Source organism: Leptospira wolffii serovar Khorat str. Khorat-H2 (assembly GCF_000306115.2).
GTDB classification, from domain to species: domain Bacteria; phylum Spirochaetota; class Leptospiria; order Leptospirales; family Leptospiraceae; genus Leptospira_B; species Leptospira_B wolffii.
In genome coordinates, this window is record NZ_AKWX02000007.1 from 764,635 (window position 1) to 787,279 (window position 22,645).

20 protein-coding genes are annotated in these 22,645 nt (G+C 45.2%); 13 read left to right on the forward strand and 7 right to left on the reverse strand.

The window, feature by feature from the left end:
• Positions 1-150: 150 nt before the first annotated feature.
• Positions 151-516, forward strand: a complete 366-nt coding sequence (locus LEP1GSC061_RS07840; protein WP_016544362.1) for a hypothetical protein — start codon at positions 151-153, stop codon at positions 514-516.
• 21 nt (positions 517-537) lie between these two features.
• Positions 538-1,674, forward strand: a complete 1,137-nt coding sequence (locus LEP1GSC061_RS07845; protein WP_016544898.1) for a pyridoxal phosphate-dependent aminotransferase — start codon at positions 538-540, stop codon at positions 1,672-1,674.
• On the opposite strand, the gene LEP1GSC061_RS07850 is transcribed toward LEP1GSC061_RS07845, so the two are convergent.
• Positions 1,572-2,675, reverse strand: coding sequence for a hypothetical protein (locus tag LEP1GSC061_RS07850; protein WP_156844510.1), 1,104 nt, complete (start codon positions 2,673-2,675; stop codon positions 1,572-1,574). The two genes, LEP1GSC061_RS07845 and LEP1GSC061_RS07850, sit on opposite strands and share 103 nt — an antisense overlap.
• Positions 2,676-2,765: 90 nt before the next feature.
• Here LEP1GSC061_RS07850 and LEP1GSC061_RS07855 point away from each other — a divergent pair, with 90 nt between their 5' ends.
• From LEP1GSC061_RS07855 to LEP1GSC061_RS07895, 9 genes are all read left to right on the forward strand, one after another.
• Positions 2,766-3,536: an LOG family protein gene (locus LEP1GSC061_RS07855; RefSeq protein WP_016544788.1), complete on the forward strand. Its 771-nt coding sequence runs from the start codon at positions 2,766-2,768 to the stop codon at positions 3,534-3,536.
• Between the two features lie 89 nt (positions 3,537-3,625).
• Complete coding sequence (rpmB, locus tag LEP1GSC061_RS07860; protein ID WP_016544385.1) at positions 3,626-3,907, forward strand: 50S ribosomal protein L28; 282 nt, start codon at positions 3,626-3,628, stop codon at positions 3,905-3,907.
• Positions 3,858-4,547, forward strand: a complete 690-nt coding sequence (locus tag LEP1GSC061_RS07865; RefSeq protein WP_016544558.1) for an endonuclease III domain-containing protein — start codon at positions 3,858-3,860, stop codon at positions 4,545-4,547. The genes rpmB and LEP1GSC061_RS07865 overlap by 50 nt, the downstream gene beginning before the upstream one ends.
• Before the next feature lie 23 nt (positions 4,548-4,570).
• A complete protein-coding gene (locus LEP1GSC061_RS07870; protein WP_040508265.1) occupies positions 4,571-4,996 on the forward strand; it encodes an acyl-CoA thioesterase in 426 nt (141 codons plus the stop codon).
• A 5-nt stretch (positions 4,997-5,001) separates the two neighbouring features.
• Positions 5,002-5,460, forward strand: a complete 459-nt coding sequence (locus LEP1GSC061_RS07875; RefSeq protein WP_016545063.1) for a peptide chain release factor family protein — start codon at positions 5,002-5,004, stop codon at positions 5,458-5,460.
• Positions 5,461-5,471: 11 nt separating this feature from the next.
• Positions 5,472-7,331 (forward strand): excinuclease ABC subunit UvrC, encoded by a 1,860-nt coding sequence (gene uvrC, locus LEP1GSC061_RS07880; RefSeq protein ID WP_016545045.1) that lies wholly within the window; start codon positions 5,472-5,474, stop codon positions 7,329-7,331.
• A gap of 51 nt (positions 7,332-7,382) precedes the next feature.
• On the forward strand, positions 7,383-9,593 hold the full coding sequence (locus LEP1GSC061_RS07885; protein ID WP_016544600.1) for an LIC11755 family lipoprotein: 2,211 nt from the start codon (positions 7,383-7,385) through the stop codon (positions 9,591-9,593).
• On the forward strand, positions 9,590-10,981 hold the full coding sequence (locus tag LEP1GSC061_RS07890) for an LA_2168 family protein (RefSeq protein ID WP_016544810.1): 1,392 nt from the start codon (positions 9,590-9,592) through the stop codon (positions 10,979-10,981). The genes LEP1GSC061_RS07885 and LEP1GSC061_RS07890 overlap by 4 nt, the downstream gene beginning before the upstream one ends.
• Positions 10,978-12,729 carry a phospholipase D-like domain-containing protein gene (locus LEP1GSC061_RS07895; RefSeq protein WP_016544233.1) on the forward strand — a complete coding sequence of 584 codons (1,752 nt, stop codon included), beginning with the start codon at positions 10,978-10,980 and terminating at the stop codon, positions 12,727-12,729. Before LEP1GSC061_RS07890 ends, LEP1GSC061_RS07895 begins: the two co-directional genes overlap by 4 nt.
• On the opposite strand, the gene LEP1GSC061_RS07900 is transcribed toward LEP1GSC061_RS07895, so the two are convergent.
• Complete coding sequence (locus LEP1GSC061_RS07900; RefSeq protein WP_016544353.1) at positions 12,709-14,040, reverse strand: O-antigen ligase family protein; 1,332 nt, start codon at positions 14,038-14,040, stop codon at positions 12,709-12,711. The two genes, LEP1GSC061_RS07895 and LEP1GSC061_RS07900, sit on opposite strands and share 21 nt — an antisense overlap.
• 135 nt (positions 14,041-14,175) lie before the next feature.
• Between LEP1GSC061_RS07900 and LEP1GSC061_RS07905 the strand changes: the two genes are divergently transcribed.
• Positions 14,176-15,471, forward strand: a complete 1,296-nt coding sequence (locus LEP1GSC061_RS07905) for a glycosyltransferase (protein WP_016544520.1) — start codon at positions 14,176-14,178, stop codon at positions 15,469-15,471.
• A 1-nt stretch (position 15,472) separates the two neighbouring features.
• On the opposite strand, the gene LEP1GSC061_RS07910 is transcribed toward LEP1GSC061_RS07905, so the two are convergent.
• Both LEP1GSC061_RS07910 and LEP1GSC061_RS07915 read right to left on the reverse strand, forming a co-directional pair.
• A complete protein-coding gene (locus tag LEP1GSC061_RS07910; protein ID WP_100759490.1) occupies positions 15,473-16,531 on the reverse strand; it encodes a glycosyltransferase family 9 protein in 1,059 nt (352 codons plus the stop codon).
• On the reverse strand, positions 16,528-17,130 hold the full coding sequence (locus LEP1GSC061_RS07915) for a DUF4254 domain-containing protein (RefSeq protein WP_016544187.1): 603 nt from the start codon (positions 17,128-17,130) through the stop codon (positions 16,528-16,530). The genes LEP1GSC061_RS07910 and LEP1GSC061_RS07915 overlap by 4 nt, the downstream gene beginning before the upstream one ends.
• A 132-nt stretch (positions 17,131-17,262) precedes the next feature.
• Here LEP1GSC061_RS07915 and LEP1GSC061_RS07920 point away from each other — a divergent pair, with 132 nt between their 5' ends.
• The gene (locus LEP1GSC061_RS07920; protein ID WP_016544326.1) at positions 17,263-19,023 is read left to right on the forward strand and encodes a patatin-like phospholipase family protein; all 1,761 of its coding nucleotides are present in this window, start codon (positions 17,263-17,265) and stop codon (positions 19,021-19,023) included.
• Between the two features lie 3 nt (positions 19,024-19,026).
• Here the strand turns inward: LEP1GSC061_RS07920 and LEP1GSC061_RS07925 are convergent, their stop codons facing one another.
• From LEP1GSC061_RS07925 to argC, 3 genes are read right to left on the reverse strand one after another with little or no spacing between them, the layout of a single operon-like run.
• Positions 19,027-19,656: a phosphorylase family protein gene (locus tag LEP1GSC061_RS07925; protein WP_016544910.1), complete on the reverse strand. Its 630-nt coding sequence runs from the start codon at positions 19,654-19,656 to the stop codon at positions 19,027-19,029.
• A gap of 5 nt (positions 19,657-19,661) precedes the next feature.
• The gene (locus LEP1GSC061_RS07930; protein WP_016544333.1) at positions 19,662-21,590 is read right to left on the reverse strand and encodes an AMP-dependent synthetase/ligase; all 1,929 of its coding nucleotides are present in this window, start codon (positions 21,588-21,590) and stop codon (positions 19,662-19,664) included.
• Positions 21,591-21,599: 9 nt separating this feature from the next.
• Positions 21,600-22,613, reverse strand: a complete 1,014-nt coding sequence (argC, locus tag LEP1GSC061_RS07935; protein WP_016544887.1) for an N-acetyl-gamma-glutamyl-phosphate reductase — start codon at positions 22,611-22,613, stop codon at positions 21,600-21,602.
• Positions 22,614-22,645: the final 32 nt, after the last annotated feature.

Genomic DNA, 22,645 nt, shown 5'->3' on the forward strand with positions numbered 1-22,645 from the left:
GGTCCGTTCCCGGTCCTTACTTTTATCTGTAGCTGGATTCCGGGGATCCCGTCTTTTGGGCCCTTGGTTCAGATTTTAGTAGAGTCCCTGTACTGGAAGAAAAATTCGCAATCCGGAGGGTTCAAGACGTTTTTTGCCGATTCTATAAGTATGGAATCGAATGAACTTTCCAGAGAGCAACATAGGGAATTGGACTCGCTGAGAGGCATACTCAGAAACATATCTTTTCTTCTCTTTCTACTCGCAGGTGTCTTGTGCTTCGGCGCATTCTTCCGAGAAAGCCCGGGAAGAGCCGTCTTGTATGCTGTTTCGGCATTATTACTTTTCATTCTAGGAATTCTGGGATATAGCGCCTCGGTTTCCTTTAGAAGGTCTCTCACATTGGAAGAAAGAGATCCGGAGCAATTCATCTACGCGTTAAAGGATCTGAAATTTTTCCTGGCATGGTTCGGTTGGATTCTTCTCGGATTATTTCTAGTTTCCTTTTTCGGAGCCTTTGCTTTGCTTCTTTCTTAAATACAGGAAAGAGAGTCGGATTTGAGTCTAAGAGAATTTTTCATAGAAGATCGTTTGGAAAGATTCCGAACCGAAGCCCCCTGCAATTTAGGGGAGAGCGGGATTCGCAATTTCAAACTTTCCGAATTCGCGGAAATTCTGGGTCTAGATCTGAGAGATCTGGGAGAAATCTCTCTGTCGGATTCTCCCAATAGGGGTGGTCGGGAACTCAGGGAAGAAATCTCCTCCTTGTATTCGGGCGTCTCTCCCGATCAGGTTTTACTGACTACGGGAACAGGAGAGGCCCTCTTTATCGCTTTTCATCTTCTTTTGCAAAAAGGGGACAAGGTTTCCTTGTTCTGGCCTGCCTTCCAAGGTTTGTATGAGGTTCCTATTTCTTTGGGAGCCGAGATTCTGAAAGTGGATGTTTTGTCTAGGCTCGAAAGCCAAAAATCCGGTTTCGGAGAGGAATGCTTGCGTCTTATGTTTTCTCCCGGACTCCGATTGGCGATTTGCAATCACCCTCATAATCCTACGGGAGTCGTAGCCACGGAGAAGGACCAAAGTCTGATTCTAAAATCGCTATCCGATTTCTCTGGCTGGACTTTATTCGACGAACATTACCGTTTTCTTTCGGACAAAGAGGATATAGGTTGGAGCGGTGCCTGTTTAGGAGAAAGAGCGATCGCTACCGGTTCCATCACGAAATGCTTCGGAGTCATGGGCCTCCGGATCGGTTGGTTAGTCGGACCTGAGGATTGGATCCAAAAAGCAAGATCCATGAAGGATTATTTGACTCATACCGTTTCACCGATCTCGGAGTATCTCACATTGCAATTACTTCGGAAAAGAAAACCCCTCCAGGAGAGAATACGTAAGGACCTGATTTCGAATATTCGTTTCTTTTCGGAATATTGGAAGGAACTTCCCGGGCTGGAATTCTTTCGGGCGCCGGAAGGAGGAGTCGTAGGATTTCCTAAATTGCAGCGGGGATTGGATTCTCGCAAATTCAGCGATTTGCTTTATGAAAAGGCGGGAGTATTTGTGCTTCCCTCCGCGGATTTCGAAACGGAAGGTTATTTGAGAATAGGATTCGGAGAGACACCGGATCGTTTCCGAGCGGGTTTGGAACGTTGGAGTAGGCTAGGGTCCGAAACTATAGCTCTCTTGAATAAATAAGCCTTGGCTCTATCCTTATTGAATTCTTTGGATTCGAGGCAATGGTAGGTCTTACCTAAAAATATATGAGGACTTTCTAATTCTTTCGGAAAATCCTCCTTTTGGGAAGAAGGCTTCCAAATCCAAAACCGATCTCGGATTCCGATTTGTAATTCTTCTCCCCGGATGTTCCAAGAGATATTACCTTCCCGGAAAGGGAGCCCCGCTCTGAGTCTAGGGTCTTCTTCTTTTAGAAAGTTCGGATTCAACCATACTCCTAAGGGAAAAAGCCTCGCCTCTTCCGGATCGATTTCTTTTTCCTTCTCGTGTCCGTAGACCCAAACCTCGGCCCTATGGACTAGGTGGGGTTTAGGAAATCTATCTTCGTACAAATTTCCGATCTGGTGGCTAAGTACTCTCATCGCATGGATTCTTACTTTCCATTTTCCCGGTTCTCCGGCGGGAAGAATGGACTTCGGCAGGCAATCGGAGAATAAGTCGGACGGAACCGAAGTCTCCCAAACAAGCAAAGGAGAAAGAGTTAAGGTACTTGTCTGAGGAAACCAGGTCTCCCAGAAATAAGGCCTGTCTCTAAGAGAGGAAGATTTCCGTTTAGAATGCGGAGTATTCTCCCCTGTAGTCTCTTGTCCCGGCAAAAAGGCCCTGGAAAGAGGGTCCGCATCTACGATTTTTTTCTTCCAAAAAAGAAAGGGAAGAAGGGACCAGAGGGAAACCTTGTATTCTCTGAAAGTGCGAATTTTACGTTTTGCGTTAGGAAGGATTTCCTCTTCTTCCGTTTCCGTAAAGGAAAAAGGAGGCAGATTTTTGGACCAGTCCGGAGAAAAATCCGGCGATTGAGAATCGAAAGGTCGGATCTCTTCGGAAACATTTCGATGCGTAAGGTAAGGATCCAGCTTTTTTTGGAGTCGTATCTTTCCCGCTTCCCACTTTACCGAGCCGAGAAATCCTAGGAAGGAAAACTGGGAAAGGATTCTCTCTTTTATGTTCCGGAATCGGCTCATTCTGGAAAAATATACGGAGCGAGTCGGGAAACGCAAGCCTAACTTCCCTGGTCGGAAGAGAAGGACAAAAATAGAAAAGGAAAAACCCTTATGGGAAGGACCGCGTTAGAACACGAAGAATTTTTGAAGTCGGTGGATGCATTCCACCTGAGAGTGCTTGCAGAAATCGATTATCCGCAAAGTCTATTTAGAGAAGGCAAGATCAAGGACACGATCTGCATCTTCGGATCCGCTCGTATTCTTTCTCCTAAAGAATGCGCGGAGAAGGAAAAGAAGACCTTAAACGAAAAAGAAAAAAAGGTCTTCCAAAAGCAGAAGGAGCTTTCTCGCTATTACGAAGAGGCCAGGGAAACTGCCAAACTAATCACGAATTGGGGGAGAGAGATCTCCAAAGAATACCGAAGAATGGCAGTCTGCACCGGAGGCGGACCCGGTATCATGGAGGCGGCGAATCTAGGAGCCAGGGAAGCGGGAGGACCGAGCCTGGGTTTGAATATCCGTCTCCCTTTTGAACAGACCGTGAATCCGTATGTGGATCCGGATGTGAGTGTGGAATTTCATTATTTCTTCATGAGAAAACTTTGGTTCCTTCGGCTTTCCAAAGGAGTCGTAGCCTTTCCGGGAGGTTTCGGGACAGTAGACGAGCTCTTCGAAACATTGACGCTCATACAAACCGGCAGGAATAACCTAAAGATCCCCGTCATTCTATACGGATCCGAATTTTGGAATCGAGTCATCCATTTGGATCCAATGCGGGAATATGGACTCATCGAACCCTGGGACTTGGATTTGATTACCTATTGCGATTCTCCCCAAGAGGTCTTGGAGGTGCTCAAGCGAAAGGTCCCTATGGAGGAGTGAAATCTCCTTTTCACATCGGAGAGGGCTTTTTTATCGAATTCCTAAGGTTTCCTTGACAGCTCGTTTCGGGAGAAAATTATGGTCGCAATATGGCCAGAAAATGTGTCGTGACCGGGAAAGGAACGATTGCAGGAAACAATGTTTCCCACTCTCACCTGAAAACCCGTAGAACCTGGAAAATCAACCTGATTAAAAAGCGTATCTTCTTAGAAGATGAGAACCGCTGGGTCACCGTTCGTATTTCTACTCGTGCTTTGAGAACTCTTAAGAAAAAAGGAATCAAGGCTGCGATCAAAGATCACGGCGGTACATTGCAAGCTATTGCCCCCAAAAAATACGTCGGAATCCAAAAAAAGGCCGTCCAAGCCTAAGTTTTCCGCCACCCCTGAATATGTTTCCCGGATTTACTTCCTTTTACGGAAGGAATTCGGGGACGTAAATTCTCCTCTTCATTATCATAAAGATTACGAATTCGCTATTTCGGTGATTCTTTCCGCCCAATGCACGGATGAAAGAGTCAACGAGGTGACCCCTCATTTATTTGCCGCTTTTCCGAGTCTGGAGGCCTTGGCTTCCGCTCCTTTGGCAAAGATAGAGAAGATTATCTATCCCACAGGATTCTACAGAAATAAGGCAAAGTCGGTTTCGGGCTTTGCGAATATGCTTCTGAACGAATACAATGGAAAATTGCCCAAGTCTATCCAAGAGCTAATCAAGCTTCCCGGCATAGGCAGAAAAACGGCGAACGTAGTATTAAACGAAATCCACGGAATCTCCGAGGGCTTCGTAGTGGATACTCACGTAAAGAGGGTATCCAAGAAATTGGGTCTGACCAAAGAATCGGATCCGGTCAAGGTGGAGAAGGACCTCATGAAAACCGTGCAAGCGGAATACTGGATGGATCTTTCTCTCTATTTCATATTCTTAGGAAGGAAATACTGTAAGGCGCATCGCACTCTTTGTGAGACCTGCGTTTTGAATAAGGAATGTCCTTCTTCGAGCGTTACTTAAAAATGGAAAGAAGTATGAGCGGTGTGGAAGTTTTTTTAGACGATAAACTGCAAGGTATGGAATTGAGTACCCAGCATATCGTGATGTCCCGAGACCTGAACCAACACGGTTTTCTTTTCGGAGGGCAGATGCTTGCCTGGATAGACGAAGGTTGCGCCATGTACGTGATGGAAAAAATCCGTTATTCGAATATAGTAACCGTAAGTATGGATAACGTCATTTTTCGCAGTCCCGGGCTCCTCGGCGATATCATCCAAATTTTCTCCAAGATTGAGAAGATAGGAAAGAGTTCGATTACCATTCGTACAACTTCCATCGCTAAGAACCAAAAGACCAAGGAAGTGAGAGAAATCATAGATTGTCGCGTGACCTACGTATGTTTGGACGAGTCCGGCAAGGCATTCCATTACTTCTTACAATTCGACACGGAAGAATTGCTTCGTAGATAATTTCCATGGCCGCCCGTTTTCCAATTTCTCCCGAAAAGGAATCCGCTCTTTTGAATAGAATGTCCAAGTTAGGAATCCAAGAATCCGATTTGGAGGAAAGCTTCATGCGTAGCGGAGGAAAGGGCGGTCAAAATGTGAACAAGGTCTCCACTGCGGTTCGCCTATTTCATAAACCGAGCGGAACCGAAGTAAAATGCTCCATACACCGCACGCAAGGACTCAATCGTTATAAAGCCAGGATTCTTCTCTGTGAAAAACTGGAAGAAGAGGCGAGACTTGCTTCCAAAATCGAGGATCCGGAACATGCTAAGATTCGAAAGGCGAAGGCGGATCGAGCTAGAAAAGCCAAAAGAAAGGCCCAAGCCAAATCCTCCTCCGGTCTAAAAAGAGAGTTCGTTCCCGAAGAGGACTGGGAAGAAGAATACGGGGACGACTGGATTCGCGAAGAAGGCGAAATTCCCTAAAACGAAATCGGATGCCGGAAGTAGTCAATCATACTCTAATCGTGGAAAAGCTGAAGAACCTAACCGGTTCTCCCGGCTGTTATCTTTGGAAAAACTCAGACGGAGAAATCATATACGTAGGAAAAGCCAAGAATCTAGATAAGAGAATTCGCAATTATCTAAAAGAAAGGCAGACGGATCTAAAGACCAGATTTTTGCAGAGGGAAATTTTCGATCTGGATTGGATCGCCACTTCCACCGAAAAAGAAGCCCTGATTCTTGAAGCCACTTTAATCAAGAAGCATAATCCCAGATTTAATGTAAGACTTAAGGACGACAAGAAATACCCTTATCTTTGTGTTTCCTTATCCGAACCGTTTCCCATGGTATTCGTTACTCGCAAAATCAAGGATAACGGAGACAGATATTTCGGACCTTATACGGATGTGAAAACCACTCGAGAGATTCTGGACGTGATTCATAGGATCTTTCCCGTTCGTAAAACCAAGCAAACTCTTCCCTTGCCCAAACCCCGTAGGCCTTGTCTGAATTTTCAAATGGGAAGATGCCTAGGCCCCTGCCAAGGAACCGTCCCGGTCGAAGATTATAGAATCGTAATCGATCAAATCATCCAATTCTTGGAAGGAAAGAAGGAAATTCTCGCGAATGAACTCGTTAGAAGAATGGAAGAATATTCCGCAAAAATGGATTTCGAGATCGCGGCAAGATACAGGGATATGCTCTCCAAATTGCAATCCTTCCGCCAGAAACAGACGGTAGTGAGTATGGACGGAGGGGACGAGGATGTGATCGCGTTCGCTAGAAAAGAGGATGAGGGACAGGTCGTTCTCATGGAGGTTCGTGGAGGAAGATTGGAGAACAAGAAATCCTTCCCGATCCAAGGGGTGCGAAATTCCACGGAAGAAGAGATTCTTTCCTCGTTCTTCCGGGATTATTATCTGGGTGCCGGAATGATTCCGGCTAGCATAGTCGTTTCCTACTCCTTGAAAGAGGAAGCCGAGGCGGTGTTGGACTTCCTACAGGAAAAGACCGGGTTCCGTCCTAAATTAAAATTCCCTAAAGCGGGAGAGAAGCGTTCCCTCCTGAAAATCGCGGAGAAAAATGCGGAGTTAAGTCTTACGGAAAGACTTTTGGCCACGCATTATAAGGACCAAACGGGAGCCTTAAAGGAAATCCAAGAGATGCTCCAGCTCTCCGATCCTCCTCATATCATAGAATGCTACGATATTTCCCATTTCCAAGGTTCCTTTCCCGTGGCAAGCGGAGTCATGTTCGTGGAAGGGAAACCTTTCAAGCAAGGATACAGAAAATATAATATTCGAGGTTATGAAGGAATCAACGACCCCGGAATGATGCACGAGGTCATTTCCAGGCGTTTGCAAAGAATCCTAAACGAGGACGGAGTCCTTCCCGATTTAATCGTAATAGACGGAGGTTTTACCCAATTGACCAAGGCCTGTGAGGCGGCGGTGGAAGCGGGAGTCCCCGATCTTCCCATGGTAGGCCTGGCTAAGAAAAGAGAGGAGATCTATTTTCCGGGAGAAGTCACTCCTTATTCCTTCGATATGAATTCTGTAGGAATGAGGTTACTACGCCATCTTAGGGACGAGGCGCATAGATTCGGAGTGGAGCACCATCGTTCTCGTAGAAACAGAGAAGCGCTTTCCGGTTTGATCCGAGAAGTTCCTGATATAGGACTCAAACGCAGCAAATTATTACTCCAGGCGTTTTCCGGACAGAAGAAGATTGAAGATGCTACGATCGAGGAACTTTTAAAAGTAAACGGAATCGGCGAAACTTTAGCCGAGAAAATCTATTCCTATTTCCATTCCGGAAACAAAATTCCGACAGAATCCCTCTCCCCAGAATAAATTTCGCACGCAGGATCCATTCTTTCCTACCCGTAGAAGAGGGAGGACAAAATGGAACATTCTGCAATTCAAAGGCATCGAAGCAAAGAGCTTATACTCTTTTTCAAATTAGGATCGGCTAAACTCTTAGGAGGAATCTTTTTCTATTATCTGGTTTGGATTTGCGCTTTCGCAATCCATTGCAAAGAAGAAGGGAATCCGCCGTTCTATATTCCGGAAGCCCGGGTAGGATTTTCTCTTCGGTACGAACCGGAATCAGCGAAGAAAACGATTATTTCCGAAGAAACTATACTCGAGGATTTAGCGGATTCATTCTGTTTACAAGCGGGAGAAGAGAATCTAGAGGCAAGAATCTGTGTTTCTTCTTCGGACCTGGAATCCGTTTCTAATCTTCGTAGATCGTATGAGGCTTGGAAAAAGGAAGAATTGATCCCTCAGTTTAGGATTCTTCTTTCGGATGGAAAAACCGCAAATATAGGAACTTATAAGAAGAAGGATCTTCTTAAAAAGATCGGGAATATTTCCTTCGGCTTTACCGGAGAATCGGGGGTATTCTCCAATTCCTCCGGAATCTGGGACCGCACTCGATATTCTCGCAAGCTACATAGAAAAGGATTTTCTTTCTTTATCTATTCAGGGACGGAAGCCGTTATTTTACCTTCGATCGGTTCGGAGGGGATCTATTGGCTCATCACTTTCCATTCTTATCATTCCGAAGGAGAAATCCGAGATAGATTCGAAAGCAAAAACCGATCTTTAGTTTCCCAATGCAGGGAAGACTTGCCTAGGGTAGCGGAAATTTTCGGCGAAACGGAATCGAAGATAGGCAGATGGATAGAGATCCATAATCCTCATGCCTTTCCGATTTGCGAAGCCGATTTGGAATGGGAACTTTTAGGGAATCGATTCTCTTTCCCGATAACGATAGGTGCAATCTCTCCGGGAGAAACTCGCGTTTACGGAGAATCGAGTACCAAACCGGAGAATTTTCTTCTCTCCGGGATTCGCTGGGGAGACCTGAAGAGAGTCGGAGAATTGAAATTTCTCCGAAAGGGAGAAGCGGTTTCCTTTCATTTGCCGGGAGGAGGCTATGTATTCGGAGAGGAGTCCTATTCTTGGACGAAATTCGGTTTTTCGGATTGCGGAAGAGTTAATTATTCCGTTTCCGATTCGCAAATCTATTGCATGGATCCGGGGATTCCGAATCAGGAACCGCAACCGAGGGATCTTCCTTTTTGCAATGTTCAAGATTTCCGCTTAGAGGAACTGAATGCGATCGGACTGAGAAAGGAAGGTGTTGTTCGTAAAGACTGGAAATATCTAGATCTAGAATATTTAGGAAATTTCACCTGCGATCCCTCCTTCCTGCAAGTGCGATGGGGGAGCATATTTAGGCCTATCTCATTGCAAAATGGCATAGAGCCGAATTCCATTCTCACTCTCGGCGCACTTCCTTTCCTTTTGCAGAAACCGGGCTTTGTTTATAGAGATTTTTCGGGAGGAATACTAGGAAGCTCCGTTTCTCTACAGGATAGAAGATCCGTTACGGAGAAAATTCTCTGGGATGGAGAATTTAGAACCGAGTATGGAATCGCAAACAGAGTTATATTAGAAAAAACGAATCTTTCGGTCGTTTCCCTGTCCTTCATCGAGGGATTTATCCGTTTGCATCCTGAAATGGATTCGGAGACTTCCGATCCGGTTCTAAACGAAAATCGTCGTTCTTCTCCTGGATTTCTTTTTCAAGGTAGTTCGGATGAAAATTCTTCCTTAAAATTTACGGAAGTATCCTGGATGGGATCTTATCTGGAATCGGAACCGATTTCCAAGGATCGATTTATAGAGATAAGAAAGGAGGAGGGAAATCCAGATTCTGCGGTATTGGAGATCGAATCCTCTTCTGGAAAGATTTCCATTTTGTTCCCGATCGATGGAAAATTCTCTCTATTATCTTCCGGAATCTCGACTTGTTTTCCGAAATCAGAATTTTGGAAGGATATTAATTTCAGCCTTCCGTCCACCGGCCAGAACATTTTACGTTTGTACGATCCGCGTTCTTCAAGTCTCTGGGATGAATTCCATTATTCTTCTTCCGGGCCCGGAATCAACGACACCAGAAATAAGATTCGCAAATCGGCTTCTTCTTACTTAGAGAATGGTGTTCGAATTTGGAAGGAAAGCGCTTATGCGGGAGATCCATTCCGAAATCCAGCCTGCGCCCTTACACATGCGAACCCAGGATTTGCAGGAGGAACTCCATGAAAAGATTTCTCCTACTCTTTTTTTTGCTGATATTGTCCGGTCCGTTTTTGAGAGCCGAGGACAAGGTAGAAGAGAAACGTAAGTCGGAAAAGTTTTCCGTTTCCTTTTGGCAGTTTCGTATGAAAGGAACAAGCCAAACTGAGATATTCGGCGGCATTTCTCAACCTATTTCCTTTCATCTGTATTTGAAGGGGGATAAGGAGAATTCGGAATATGATCTTGAATTAGATGCGATCACGAACTCGACAAACGGTTTAAGAGTGATTCCGGGAAGAAACGCATATTTCGGAATCATCGCCAAAGGATTCTTGTGGGGAATCGGGAGAAGATCGGATCCGATCTCTTTTCCTGCTTGGGAATTTTGGAAAGATGGAGTGGAGGGAGTCTTTGCGGAATCCAGAGAAGGCGGCTTCAAGGTTCGTTTCGATCTAATGGATTTGTATCGGGGGTTTCCCTTGTTGGAGAATCAATGGCTGATTTTACAAGGGAGAAGAGATTTTTTACCGGATTTCGCAGCCTCCGAACTTCTTAGCGATACGAAATCCGATTCCTTCGCCTTAAGCAGATATAGGGCCGGTATCCAGGTTTTCGGAACATTGGACAATATATGGGTTTTGAATTGTAGAGTGCGTTATCTGTCTTTAGGCGATTGGGGTAGATTCGGATCGGAGACTAAGGAGGCGAGAGCGCAACAAGAAATCGGAGATAAAGACTACTTAACCGAATGGAAATTAGGACTCGGATATCTGGGAAGAGTTTTCTATTTTTCCGCCGACGCATTTCTTTCTAGAGGAATGGATAAAACGGCAGGCAATCGCTTTCGTGTCGAAAAATCGATACCGATCTCCGGAGAAGCGTTACGCTTCGATACGGGATTTTATTTTCCCGGCATTAGAATTTCTTTCTTCGGCTTTCTTCCCGATCGGGAGAAGCGCAACTCCCAAGGAGAGATATTGGAGCTTGGATTTGTGGGAATGGGATCCACTCCTCTATCCAATCCGATTCTCGGTCAGGTTTGGGGTTTCTATCCGGCCGCCTGGGTCACCGGTTCCGGCTTAGAAAAAGAGGATACGATTTATCCGGGCAAGAAGTCCGCCGGACTGATCGGTATACAAGCGGAAGGCAAGATGGGAGAGATCCGTTTCGGTGTTCGATATACGTATATTTCCTTTTTGGATACGAAAGTAGAAACCTCCGGTAGATGGAGTCTTTCTACTTCCTCTTTTAGCAAGGATTTCGTTAGGGAAGCGGTAATCCATATCTCCTGGTTTCCGTTCCCGCCGGAATCCGATTATATTCGCCTGGATCTGGGAGGATTCGAGTCCCAGGACGCCTTAGGGCTAAAACAGTGGTTTTTGCTTTTGAGATTGGGGGCGGCATGGGAATGAAAGGTATACGTTATTCGATATTCTTATTCTTTTTGCTCTCCTGCTCGAATATGGAATCTACTCTTTCCCTTTTTGTTTCCGACCTGGAATATCCGAAGGCATTCTTCTCTTATCCCGGTAGATTTACCCCCGAAGGTAAGAAGAGGAATGTGAGAGATGAGATCCTTCGAATTATACGGGAAACGGAACATGAGATCTATATGCAGGTTTATTCTTTCAACGATCCGGAGATCGAATCGGAACTCTTGGATTCGGTAAAAAGAGGAATCAAATTGGAGATCGAAGGAGAATGGGGGAAGGATTACCCGATGGGAATTCTTCCTTTCCTAAGCTATTGGAAAGGAACCGGCCTGCACCATACGAAAGTCCTGGTTTCCGATAAGACACATGTCTTTCTGGGAACGGGAAATTTCACTTATTACGGTTTAGAAAGGGACCTGAACGGCTATATAGAATTCCTTCTTCCTTGGTCTCAGTCGGAAGATTTTCGGCTTTTCCTGGAGGAGAAATATTCCTTCCCGGTATTTCAGATCGGCTGTTTGGAATTCAGAAACTCACCTAAAGAGGGATTCTCTATCCAGAATCGATTTTTGAATTCCATAGAATCCTCAAAGGAAAGAATCGATTATCTAATTTTCGATCATTACGATCCAATTATGAGTATAGGTATGGCGGCTTCCCGTTCGGTCGGAATTCGCGGAATTTATGACAGACCCGTAGATCCGGAAGGAAAAATCCTTTCGCGCTTAGGAAAATTCAAAATCTACGAGGACGGAAACGAAGACCGGCTGGACGATCCGGAACCCGGAAAAGGAGGACTTCTCCATCATAAATCCATGATGCTTGACGGAGTAGAATTGCTTACGGGTTCCTATAATTTTTCCGCAAGCGCCCGAGATTCCAATCGAGAGATTTCCGTTAGAACGAAACACGATAGGTTGGTCACGGATTTTAAAAGCGAGTTTGAAAGAATATTAGCTTATTCCTCCGTCTACGAGGAGCGGGGGAGTGCGGGGATCGACTCTTTTTGGATCGATTCCGTTAACCGATCTTTGTGTAGATCGGGTTCTTCTCCGGAGGAAGCTTTACTGGATCTAGGGTCCGGATGGTTTCGCTGGAGGAATTTCTATAAATGGAAGGAGGGGGAATCTTGCAGAAAAATTTCCGAATACGAAACCGTCAGTTCCCGTTATATCGGAGGAAAGACGGAGTTTCCTACGGATTTTTGGGAAGATTTGGGAGCGAGACTCTATTCTAGGGAAGGAAGAATCCTGCTTTCTTCGGAGGGGAATGGAAACCTAAACGATTTTTATCTGGCCATACGAAAGCCCGCTTTTTTCCTACGTCCGGATTCTATTCTATTTACCGACTCTGCATGGATATTTCCCCCGGCAGCGGATCTAGAAGAGATTTCAAACGCAATTCTTCCTATGGGTGCCTGGATTTTAAGTAGGGGCAAAGTTCCGGAGAAAGCTAATGTAAGTATATCCTCCGGAGTATATTATCTATCTTTAAATTTGCCTGCAAATTCCGGTTTAATCCTTTTGGAATACGAAGATAAGAATTTGTATTTTTGCTATAAGAGTTTGGGATATTCTCTTAATTGGGCGGACCAAATCTTATATTCCGTTTGGGAAATGAATAGGGAAAGATTCCCACATGGGATTTCCAAGCAAGAATCGGATTTTTTCGGAGAGGCCGGAGCGGGAAACAGGAGGAGAAGTAATTTATGCGGTATTGCCTTTTGAAATTTCGGATTCTCCCCGGACGAATAATCCTAGAAGTAGCCAGAATAGAATGACCACCTCGTCGTCCTGGAAGTAGCACTGGAATAGTCCGGAAACGAAAAATCCCAATAATCCGTAGAAGAAAAGTATTCTAGAGAACTCTTGTTTGGATCGGAAAAGAAAATAAAGTATGGATCCTGCAAGACTTAGATAGATAAGTGCACCCGGCAGTCCGAATATCGTTGCCAGATGGAAATAATCGTTATGAGCGTGTCCTCTCTGGGTCACTTCGTAAAAGTATGCGAGTTCCGGATACGTTTCGGATTGTTCGGTTCTCGTTTTATCGATCGAGGCATTATAATTGCCCGGTCCTACTCCGATCCAGGGGTGATCTTGCACGAGAGGAAATGTGGATACCCAAATGAAAGTCCTTCCTGAATCCGTGTGTTTTTCCTTTCCGAAGAGGGGACCTATGACTTTTTTGCCGGCCGGACTAAACGCTAAGACGGAGGACACTAAAAGGAGTAATGCTAGGAAGGCTCCTGCTCCTTTGGCGAGGAAAGACTTGGGCAATTCTTTACGCACAAAGAATAGATGTATTCCCGCTAAGCCCAGAGTCACACCTGCGCCGATCATACTGGATCTAGCCTGATTCAACAAGAAGACGACGATGTAGAATAATAGTAGCGCGCCCGACCAAAGAACGCTTTTCCATTTTCGGTCGGCAAGTGTCCTCAGGAAATAAAAGGTCACGAATGCGGAGAAGAATTGCATCAGTCCGCCGAAGGTGAGATGCGTATTCATGAGCCCTATGGAAATATAAATCGGAACGGACAGGATGGATCCGAGAGGGTGCGTGAATTTGTACGTGGACGATTCCTTATAAAGCTCCGATACGAGTCTGGCTAAACGCACCGGGGAAAATCCTCCTATAAAACCGGTGATCACTAGTACGAGTAAAAGCCAGAAGAGTGCTCGATACGTCTTAGCCAAATCCTCTTTCGAAACGAAACAAACGGATAAGAATCCGAAGAATAGAAAGAAATCCTTAAGCTCGCCGTTCCATGCGTTCTTGATCGGAACGGAATTCGGAGAGTCTAAAAATCTATGCGCTCCGAATACAATGAAATACCAGGCGAATAACGAAACAGAGAGTAGAAATAGGGGATGTCTTGCCCAATTTCGGTTCCGATTCTCGGAAAGAAGGTAATGAGTTAATCCGAAAAGAAAGGAAAGAACTAAGAATCCCTGGCTTAAGCTTACGGAGACTCCGATGGTTACGAAAGTTGCGTACAAGCAAAAAAGATGGGATTTTCTAAAAATATCTTTCATCGTATTAAAGGATACTTGGGGAAAGAATCTGATTTAGCGAATGTTTGTAAATTCCATTATTTTTCCCAAAGATTCCATAGAATAAAGTGGAAAAATCCTACTTATGGGAAACATTGGTTTCGCCTAGGCATACGAATGAAGATCCTTTATTTCTCGGACACCTTTCTTCCTAAAATCGACGGGGTTGCGATCTCGATGAAAAATTTCTCGGAGGCGCTAACCGAAAGGGGGCACGAGTTCATGATTTGCTGCCCTAGATACGGAGAAGGCGATTTCGATCGGATGGGAGATAAGATCCGAGTGGAGAGATTCCGTAGCGGCTATCTTCCTAGTTATCCGGATATCAAAGTAGTTTTGCCGTCTCCTTCCAAAATTAAGAGATTGATCAAGGAATTTCAACCGGATTTGGTGCATATCCACACTCCGGGACTTATGGGGCTCTATGGGATCAACGCGACGGAAAAATACGGGATTCCCAGTATCGGAACCTACCACACTCTTATGTCCGAGCAGGACATGTATCTTTCTTTCTACCGTCTTTTGAAATTGGACAAGCTGTTCATGCGGATCGGAAAGCTGAATAAAAAGATCAAAATCAAGGATCTGCTCAAATTCGAAAAATTCGATAAGTTCAATATCCGTAAGAAAATCATTCTTAAGATCACGAATAATCTTTACGACCGTTGCGATCTGATCATTTCCCCATCCCATCTAATCAAAAAACAATTGGAAGAGTTCGGGTTGAAAAAGCCTGTAGCAGTGATTTCCAACGGTCTGGATCTTTCCCAATTCAAGGGCAGTCCTAAAACGCTAAGCGGTCCGCCTAAATTATTGCACGTGGGTAGGATCTCCTACGAAAAGAACTGCGACGTAGTTATAAATTCGTTTAAACTCATTTTGGACAAGATTCCGGGCGCAACTCTTACGATTATAGGAGACGGTCCCGCTCTCCCTTCCCTTAAAATCCAGGCCCAGAAATTAGGAATGGAAAACGCCGTTTCCTTTACCGGATTCATCGATCGAAAGGAATTACCGAATCATTATCCCAATTACGATCTGTTCCTGACGGCTTCTACTATGGAAACACAGGGTCTCGTGATCTTGGAATCGGTCGCTTGCGGTTTGCCCGCAGTAGGCGTGGATTCCTTCGCGATTCCTGAATTGGTCCACGACGGAGTGAACGGATACATAGCGAAGCCTTTCGATGTGAAGGATATCGCGGATAAGTCGATACGTATTCTGGAAAATCCGGAATTATACGCCAATTTCTCTAAAGAATCCATTCGGATCTCCAAAGGACATGAAATGAAGGCTTGTGTGGACAGAATGGAAGAGGTATATAAATCGGTGGCGGAGCAAAAGGACAAAAAGAAGAAGCGCTCTATTCTAAATACGATCTTTTCCTTGGACCCTCTCGGTATCTTCGGTTAGTTTAAAATAGAGTATTGATATTCTTGATCACATTGATGCGTTTTACGACGTCTTCCGGTGTGATCCTTTCCATACACGCAAAATCTTTTCTATAACAGGTCGTATTTCCGTAAATACTGCAAGGTCTACAAGGAAGATCTTCGATTTGCAGTACTCCCGTATCTTCCTGTCCGAAGGGAGCGAATCCGGAAAGAGGATGAGTTGTACCGAATAATGCGATCACGGGACGCTTTAATAATGCGGCGATATGAATATTGGAAGAATCCATTCCTATGATAACATCCATTCTTTCCATGATTCCGAGTTCTCCTCGGATGCCCAATTTACCTCCGGAAACGATTGTCATGGACTGATCTCCGTTTCTCCATTCCTCCATGACGGACGCTTCTTGGGAAGAACCGAAAAGGAAGATTCGTATATTAGGAAATTCTTCTTTGAGTAGTTTGAGAAGGGCGATGCTTTTTTCCAGGGGCCATTCTTTCAATTTGTGTCCTGCAAAAGGCGCGTAGCCGATCCATAGCCCTTCCTTCTTATCGATCTTACGTGCGAGCAAAAAGTCTTTGGCGTAAATCTTTGATTCGGGATCCACATTGATCCATGGTCCTTTTCTTACCGTGGCGGGAAATCCCGCTTTTTCAAAAACCTTAATGTACCTGTCCACTGTATGGGGAAGTTTTCGCAGAATCTTTCTTTTCCTGCGGATTTGTCTCATTTTTTCCCTTCTTCCTTTGATGATTTGGAAAACGGGGACTCCTTTGAAACGGAAGAATAGGCTGATAAAGCGGGAACGCACGCTTGCATGCAGGTCCACGATCTTTTCGTAAGGACCTAGTTTGTTCAATTCTTTAAATAGTCTGTATAAGCCGGAGAGGCCTTTATATTTTTTTAAATTGATCCCTATTACGTGAACATTCGGAATATTATAAAAAAATGGAGCGTAATTGCCGCGAGTTACTACGGTTAATTGTATATTCGTGTATTTTGCCGCAACGGCGATCAGGGCGGGAGCCATCAAGGCGACGTCTCCCATTGCCGAAAATCGAAGGACGAGTAAGTTCATGCCTGCTTGGTGTAAAGGGAAGGATTGAGAGACTTATCGTTGTACATCTTCATTTGCCTGTACACCTTATAGAATTTATCTCCCTTGGAAAGATCGTCCAACAATTCGTCCAAACATACGGAGAGATCCTTTCTTTGCTCCAAAAGAACCGCGAGCTTTCTTTTACAGGTTTCTATATGTTCCGTCCCGACGTCTTTTCTTCGGGTTTGCTCGTCCATATGGTAGATCTTGAGTTCGAGAATGCTCATTCTATCTATCAGCCAAGCGGGAGTCTCGGAGTTCATTCTCGCATTCGGCTTCCTTTCCACCGTTGCGAATTGCGCGGAAATTCTATCGTCTATCTGTTCGACCAGGTCGGTTCTTTCCTGGTTTAGGGCGTCGATTTTGCGCTTAAATTGGACCAATTCGGAATCCGGAAGATCCGGGCGTCGTATTTCGTCTTCGACATGCCATTGGATGGTATCGATTTGATTCTTCTTATAAAATAAGCTCTCGTCAGAGGATTCCGGGTAGGGATTTGGGGAGGCTTTTTCTTCTTTATGCCAATCCTCGACCGATTTCTTGAATATACCGACGACTTGGGCCGAATCTAACTTCATCGGAGCTAGGTTTTACCCGTGAGACTAAAAATCAAGAGGATTTCCGAATTGTTGTCGCGACGGAAATTCGCCGTATGTCGATAATCAGATAGGCTTTACAAAATAAATTTCCTAGGTTAGGATTCTTCGCGCATGAAAAAAATAGTTCCTCCGGAAGCATTGCAATTTTTGGCTTCCATTCCTTTGTTCAAAGGGCTTCCGAGAAAAATACTCGTCTTACTTTACGGACATATCGAAGAAAGAAGCGTCTACAACCATAGCGTCATCTACTATAAGGGAGAAATTTCCAAAGAGCTCTATCTGATCCGACACGGAGAAGTGATGATCTCTCTTGGAGAAGCCGGCAAGACCGTGCGATATCTGGGAGAAGGAGACGTATTCTCCGAAAACAGCGTATTGACCCGCTCCGCACATACCGGCTCGGCCACCGCAATTCTAGATACCTTACTCTATGTGATTGATGCCGAATACTTCATCAAGCTAGCTGCTAAGGAGAGAGTGCTTTCCCAAAACCTGATGAAGCTGATGGGGCAGAGAATGAGAGAGGTTCTGGAGGATTCCGGCAAGCATTCTCATTCTCCCCGTAGATTGGTTTGCCACGTGCCTTTGGAGGAGATAGAGGATTTTAAATCCCATTTAGAGGTCGTAGTGGACCACGGTAGGAAGGCGCATGACGGTCATGTTTCCTTGGTCAAGATGGATGCCTTCTACGGTAAATCCGTTCCGGAAATGGTGAGAACCGTCTCCCAACTCAGAAAGAAATCCACGGTCCTGCATTTGTATTTTAGGAAACCGGAATTGAATCCAGAGCTGGATAAGCTCGTACAACAATGCGATCAAATCGTATTCTGGGAGGATAATCCGGAAAGAAATCTGAGGCAGAAGAGCGAGATCCTGGATTACTGGCATCCTAGAATCCGGAATTTTTCAGGAAGGACATCTCGCATTATAGTTTCGGATAGCCCGGCCGCTAAGCAGGAAATTCTCGCGAACGAAAAAGTGTTTCATAAAGGGGAGACCTTCGCTAGATATCTAGTCTCTAAAACCAGAGGGATCGCTTTAGGAGGAGGTGGAGCGAGGGCGTTAGGACATGTGGGCCTACTCAAGGTATTGGAAAGAGAAGGGATTCGTTTCGATTACGTGTCCGGGTCTTCTTTCGGTGCGGTGATCGGGGCCTTGTATGCAAGGGGAGAAGATGTAGATTCTATCTACAAAATGATCGGTAAGTTTTTCGGTGGGATAGAAAAACCGTTCGATCCTACGATTCCTTTGATTTCCTTCTTCAAAGGAAAGAGAATGCTTCGCATGCTGAAGGACGCTTTCGGAACTCAGCTCATCGAGGACTTGAAAATTCCTTTTGTGACTTCCGCGGTGGACTTGCATAGCGGTCAAGAATATGTAATGGATCAGGGGCCGGTCTGGGAAGCACTCGCCGCGGCAATGAGTCTTCCGGGAATGTTTCCACCCGTATTTAAAGGGGATCATCTCTTAATCGACGGGGGAGTCATTAATAATGTACCGGAGAATTTAATCCGTAAGAGAGGAGCGGATGTTATCCTTTCAGTGAACGTATCTCCTTTGAGGGACGAAGGTATCGTGCGATTGCTGGAAGATCGCAAGGTCACTGGTAAATCGTTCTTCAAGAATCTTTGGGAAGACATTACGTATCCTCCGATTCTGAAAATTATGGCTAGAGCCATAACCCTGGAAGGAAGAGAAATCACCAAGCTCAGAAAGGAAAAAATGGATCTTTTCATCAATCTTCATATAGAAGAATTCGCATTCACGGATTTCGGAAAATATAAGGAAATCATCAAGAAGGGAGAACTGGAGACGGACGCGGTTGTTGGAGAAATCCGTTCCTTATTCTTTCCTTCGGAAAGAAAATACTAGGATCTATAGGTAGCTTAGTATTTTCTCCTGGAGACGATCCGAATGTTTTCTCCAGGAGAGTTTCCATTCTTCGCTTCCTTTGGGACCCACCTTATTCGTTAAGGATAGAACCGCTCCGAAGGGAATTCCGAGTAAGGCACAGACTTTGGCTAGTCCGAAAACTTCCATGTTTTCGAATCCGATTCCCTCCGACTTGATCCTTTCCATTGCCCTAGGACTCAGATCTTCCAGGGTTACGGATCCCGTCCCGTTGGTTACCGATTCCAGGAACTCGGGTCCCTCGAAAGGAAAAACGAAATCCGGAAAATCGTGCTTCAATAGCATTTGATCCGGAATCCTGACCTTTTTGTCCAAGGCAGCGATTTCATAGTTCACGAAGGATCGGGAAATTCCGAATTTTCCCTCCCATTCTTTTCTAGGAATCCAGGAATAGACTCCGGAGGATCCTATGAAGATGATGGATTTGGGGCGGGTGGCAGAAGGATCGGATAGATATTTCTGTAAATTGACGGCGGCTTCTAAGGCGCCGATTCCAGTCTCGAAAGTCCTAAGCCTGGAATCGGATTTGATTTTGTCGATTTCGCCTACAAAGGCTCCGCAAAAAAGAATTTCGGTGATTCCGTTTCCAGTCATTTTATTTACGCGAAGATCGTTTTTATCAGATCGGCGTAGAGTTCTGCAACCTTATTTCTTTTCACTTTCATGGTTTCGGTGAGTTCTTTTCCCTTTTCGAACTCTTGGGATAAGAGACGAATTTCCGAGATTTTCTCGAAATTCTTGAAACCGTTTCTTTCGGATACGGTGTTCTTAACCAAATCCTTATAAAAGCGTAATACTTCCGGATTCTGGACGAGGTCTATGTTCTCCGCGGGCAATTTTTTTCCAATAGAAAGGAAATGCTCTCTGATTTTAGCGAAGTCCGGAACGATGAGCGCGGCCAGAAATTTTTGGTCCTGGCCTACGATGACCGAAGTCAGTATCCAACCTGTTTCGAATATCTTTGCCTCGATCGGTTCCGGCTCCACATTCTCCCCGGAAGAAAGAACGATAGTGTCCTTGGCTCGACCGGCGAATTTCAATTCTCCCGTTCTAGTCCAAACTAAGATATCACCGGAGTGGAACCAATTGTCGTCGAAATTTGCCGTAGTCGCTTCCGGATTCCTGTAGTATCCCGCAGTGACATGAGGCCCTTTATGCCAGGCGATTCCTTTCTTGCCGGTTTCCGTGACCACCTGGCCCGTTTCGTCCACCAGTTTGATATGTGCTCCCGGAAACACTGGACCGATGGCTCCCGTCTTAGGGATAGGGAAGGAACCCAAGGCTCCCATGCCTGTGGTCTCCGTCATACCGTAGGTCTCAATGATAGGAACTCCTACGGAACGAAAGAAGAATTGGATCTTGGGAGGCATGGCGCCCGCTCCGCAGAATGCGAATCTTAGCTTTCCTCCGAATAGCGCCTTAACTGGGGCCAGTATCTTCTGCGCAAGTATATTCAAGGAGTAGAATATAGGAAGAAGCAAGAGTGCGGTAGTTCTATCCGTTAATACATCTTCCTTTTTGGAAGACTCCGTTTCGGAGTAATTTCCGAGAATAGTATCCAGTAATGAATTATAGAATTCGGCGATCTTGACGGAAATAGAAAAGATTCTGAACTTTAACGGGGAAGATTTAGCCGCCTTATCCCAAATCCTTCTGTACAATGCTTCCCAAACTCTTGGAACGGAAACTAAAACCGTAGGCTGGATGATTTCGAAATCCCGAGTCAGTTGGTTTACGGAAGAGCAAGCCAGGGAGGCTCCCCAAGATAGAAGAGCCGTTTCTAGAATCCTTTCTGCGATATGCCAAGGAGGCAAAAATACCACGACCCGGTCCGAGTAGCCCGCGGGAACGAATTGCTGGAGCTGATCCACAGTCCAAGTAAAAGATCTATGTTTTAGAACTACTCCCTTCGGAGTTCCAGTGGTCCCGGAAGTGTAGATGATGGTGGCGGTATCGTCCGCGTTTAAGGATTCGCCTACGGATCGGATCGGATCCTTTCCTTTCTTAGAAATCCAGGAACGTCCCAGTTGCAAAGCAGATTGCAAATCCATAAATTCCAGTCTAGGAAACGACTTTTTAATTTCAGTGAGAGATTTGAAATTATCCTCTCCTTCTATCAGGACAACGGTTTCTAAGTTCTTGAGTCGGGGGAGAATCTTGGCTAACTTTTGTAGTACATTCTCCTTTTCTACGAATACGATCCTGGACTCCGTATGGTCCAGGATATAGAAAATCTCTTCTTCGCTTGCATCCGTTCCTCTCGGAACGTCCACTCCTCCGGAACAAACTATGGAAAAGGAGCAAAGAGCCCATTCCGTCCGATTATCGCAAAGAAGCCCTACCTTTTCTCCCTTTCCTAAATTCTTACTACGAAAGAATCCGGACAGATCCTCGAGCCGAGAAAACCACTCCGAATAGGAAACTCCTTGGAAGGATTTGATTTTCTCGTCCCAGATCCATTGGAAAGGGCGGTCCTTATAATGCAGACAGGAGTCACGGACTAAATGGTAGACGCTTCTCTTTTCCATTCTAACTCGTTAAGGAAGGAGCCCTAAAATCTCGGACTCTCCGAGCATTAGATTGATATTCTGTAATGCTTGGCTCGCGGCGCCTTTCATCAAATTGTCCAAGGCGGAAACGATTGTGATCGTATTTCCTCTTTGGCGAACTCCTATATCCAAAAAGTTCGTTTGGCTCACTTTCGCTAGATCGATTTCTTCCGGAGTGTTTCTGATTCGAAGGAACGGTTCTTTTTCCGCAAGAGAACGCATTGTCTCCAGAACGGGAAGATCGTCCGATTCCGCTTCCAGGTATATGGTGGAAAGAATCCCCCGGTATACCGGAAGTAAATGAGGAACAAATAATACTTCAGGAAGAGGAAGTCCGGATCCTGCAAAACAATACTCCCGTATTTCCGGCTCATGTTGGTGGCTCAGGACTTTGTAAGCACGGAAGTTTTCGTAGACGCTATTGAAAGAATAGCCTCCGTCTTCCACTCTTCCTCCTGCACCGCTGATTCCGGATTTGCAATCGGCAATGATTCTTGGCCGGATTTTTTTTCTCAGATCCCCTAAAAGGTAAAGGGAAAGAATAACCGAAGTGGAGAAACAGCCCGGATTGGAAACGAAATCCGCTCCTTTCAATTTGTCCCTGAATATCTCGGGGATTCCGAAGACGGCTTTGTTCGTCAATTCGAAGCTGGTATGAGTGAGTTTGTAAGCTTTCTCGAATAATTCCTTATCGTGGAGTCTATATACCCCGGAAAGATCGATTACCTTATGACCTGCATTCAGGAATTTCGGCGCCAATTCCAGGGCGGCCTCGTTCGGAACGGCCAAAACCACTAAGGAGCCCTTGGGCAATTCGTCCTCATGGCGTTTGAATATTAGATTTTTAGGATAAACCAGATCGGGGAATACTTCGGACAGCGATTTTCCTGCGAGCTTATCGCTGGTGACATGAACGGCTTTCCATTTGGGATGATTGGCTAAGAGACCTAAGAGTTCCTTACCGGTGAATCCTCCGGCTCCTATAATGCTGATTTCGGACATTCCGTTTCCTTCGGGATGGTTTTAGAACAAGA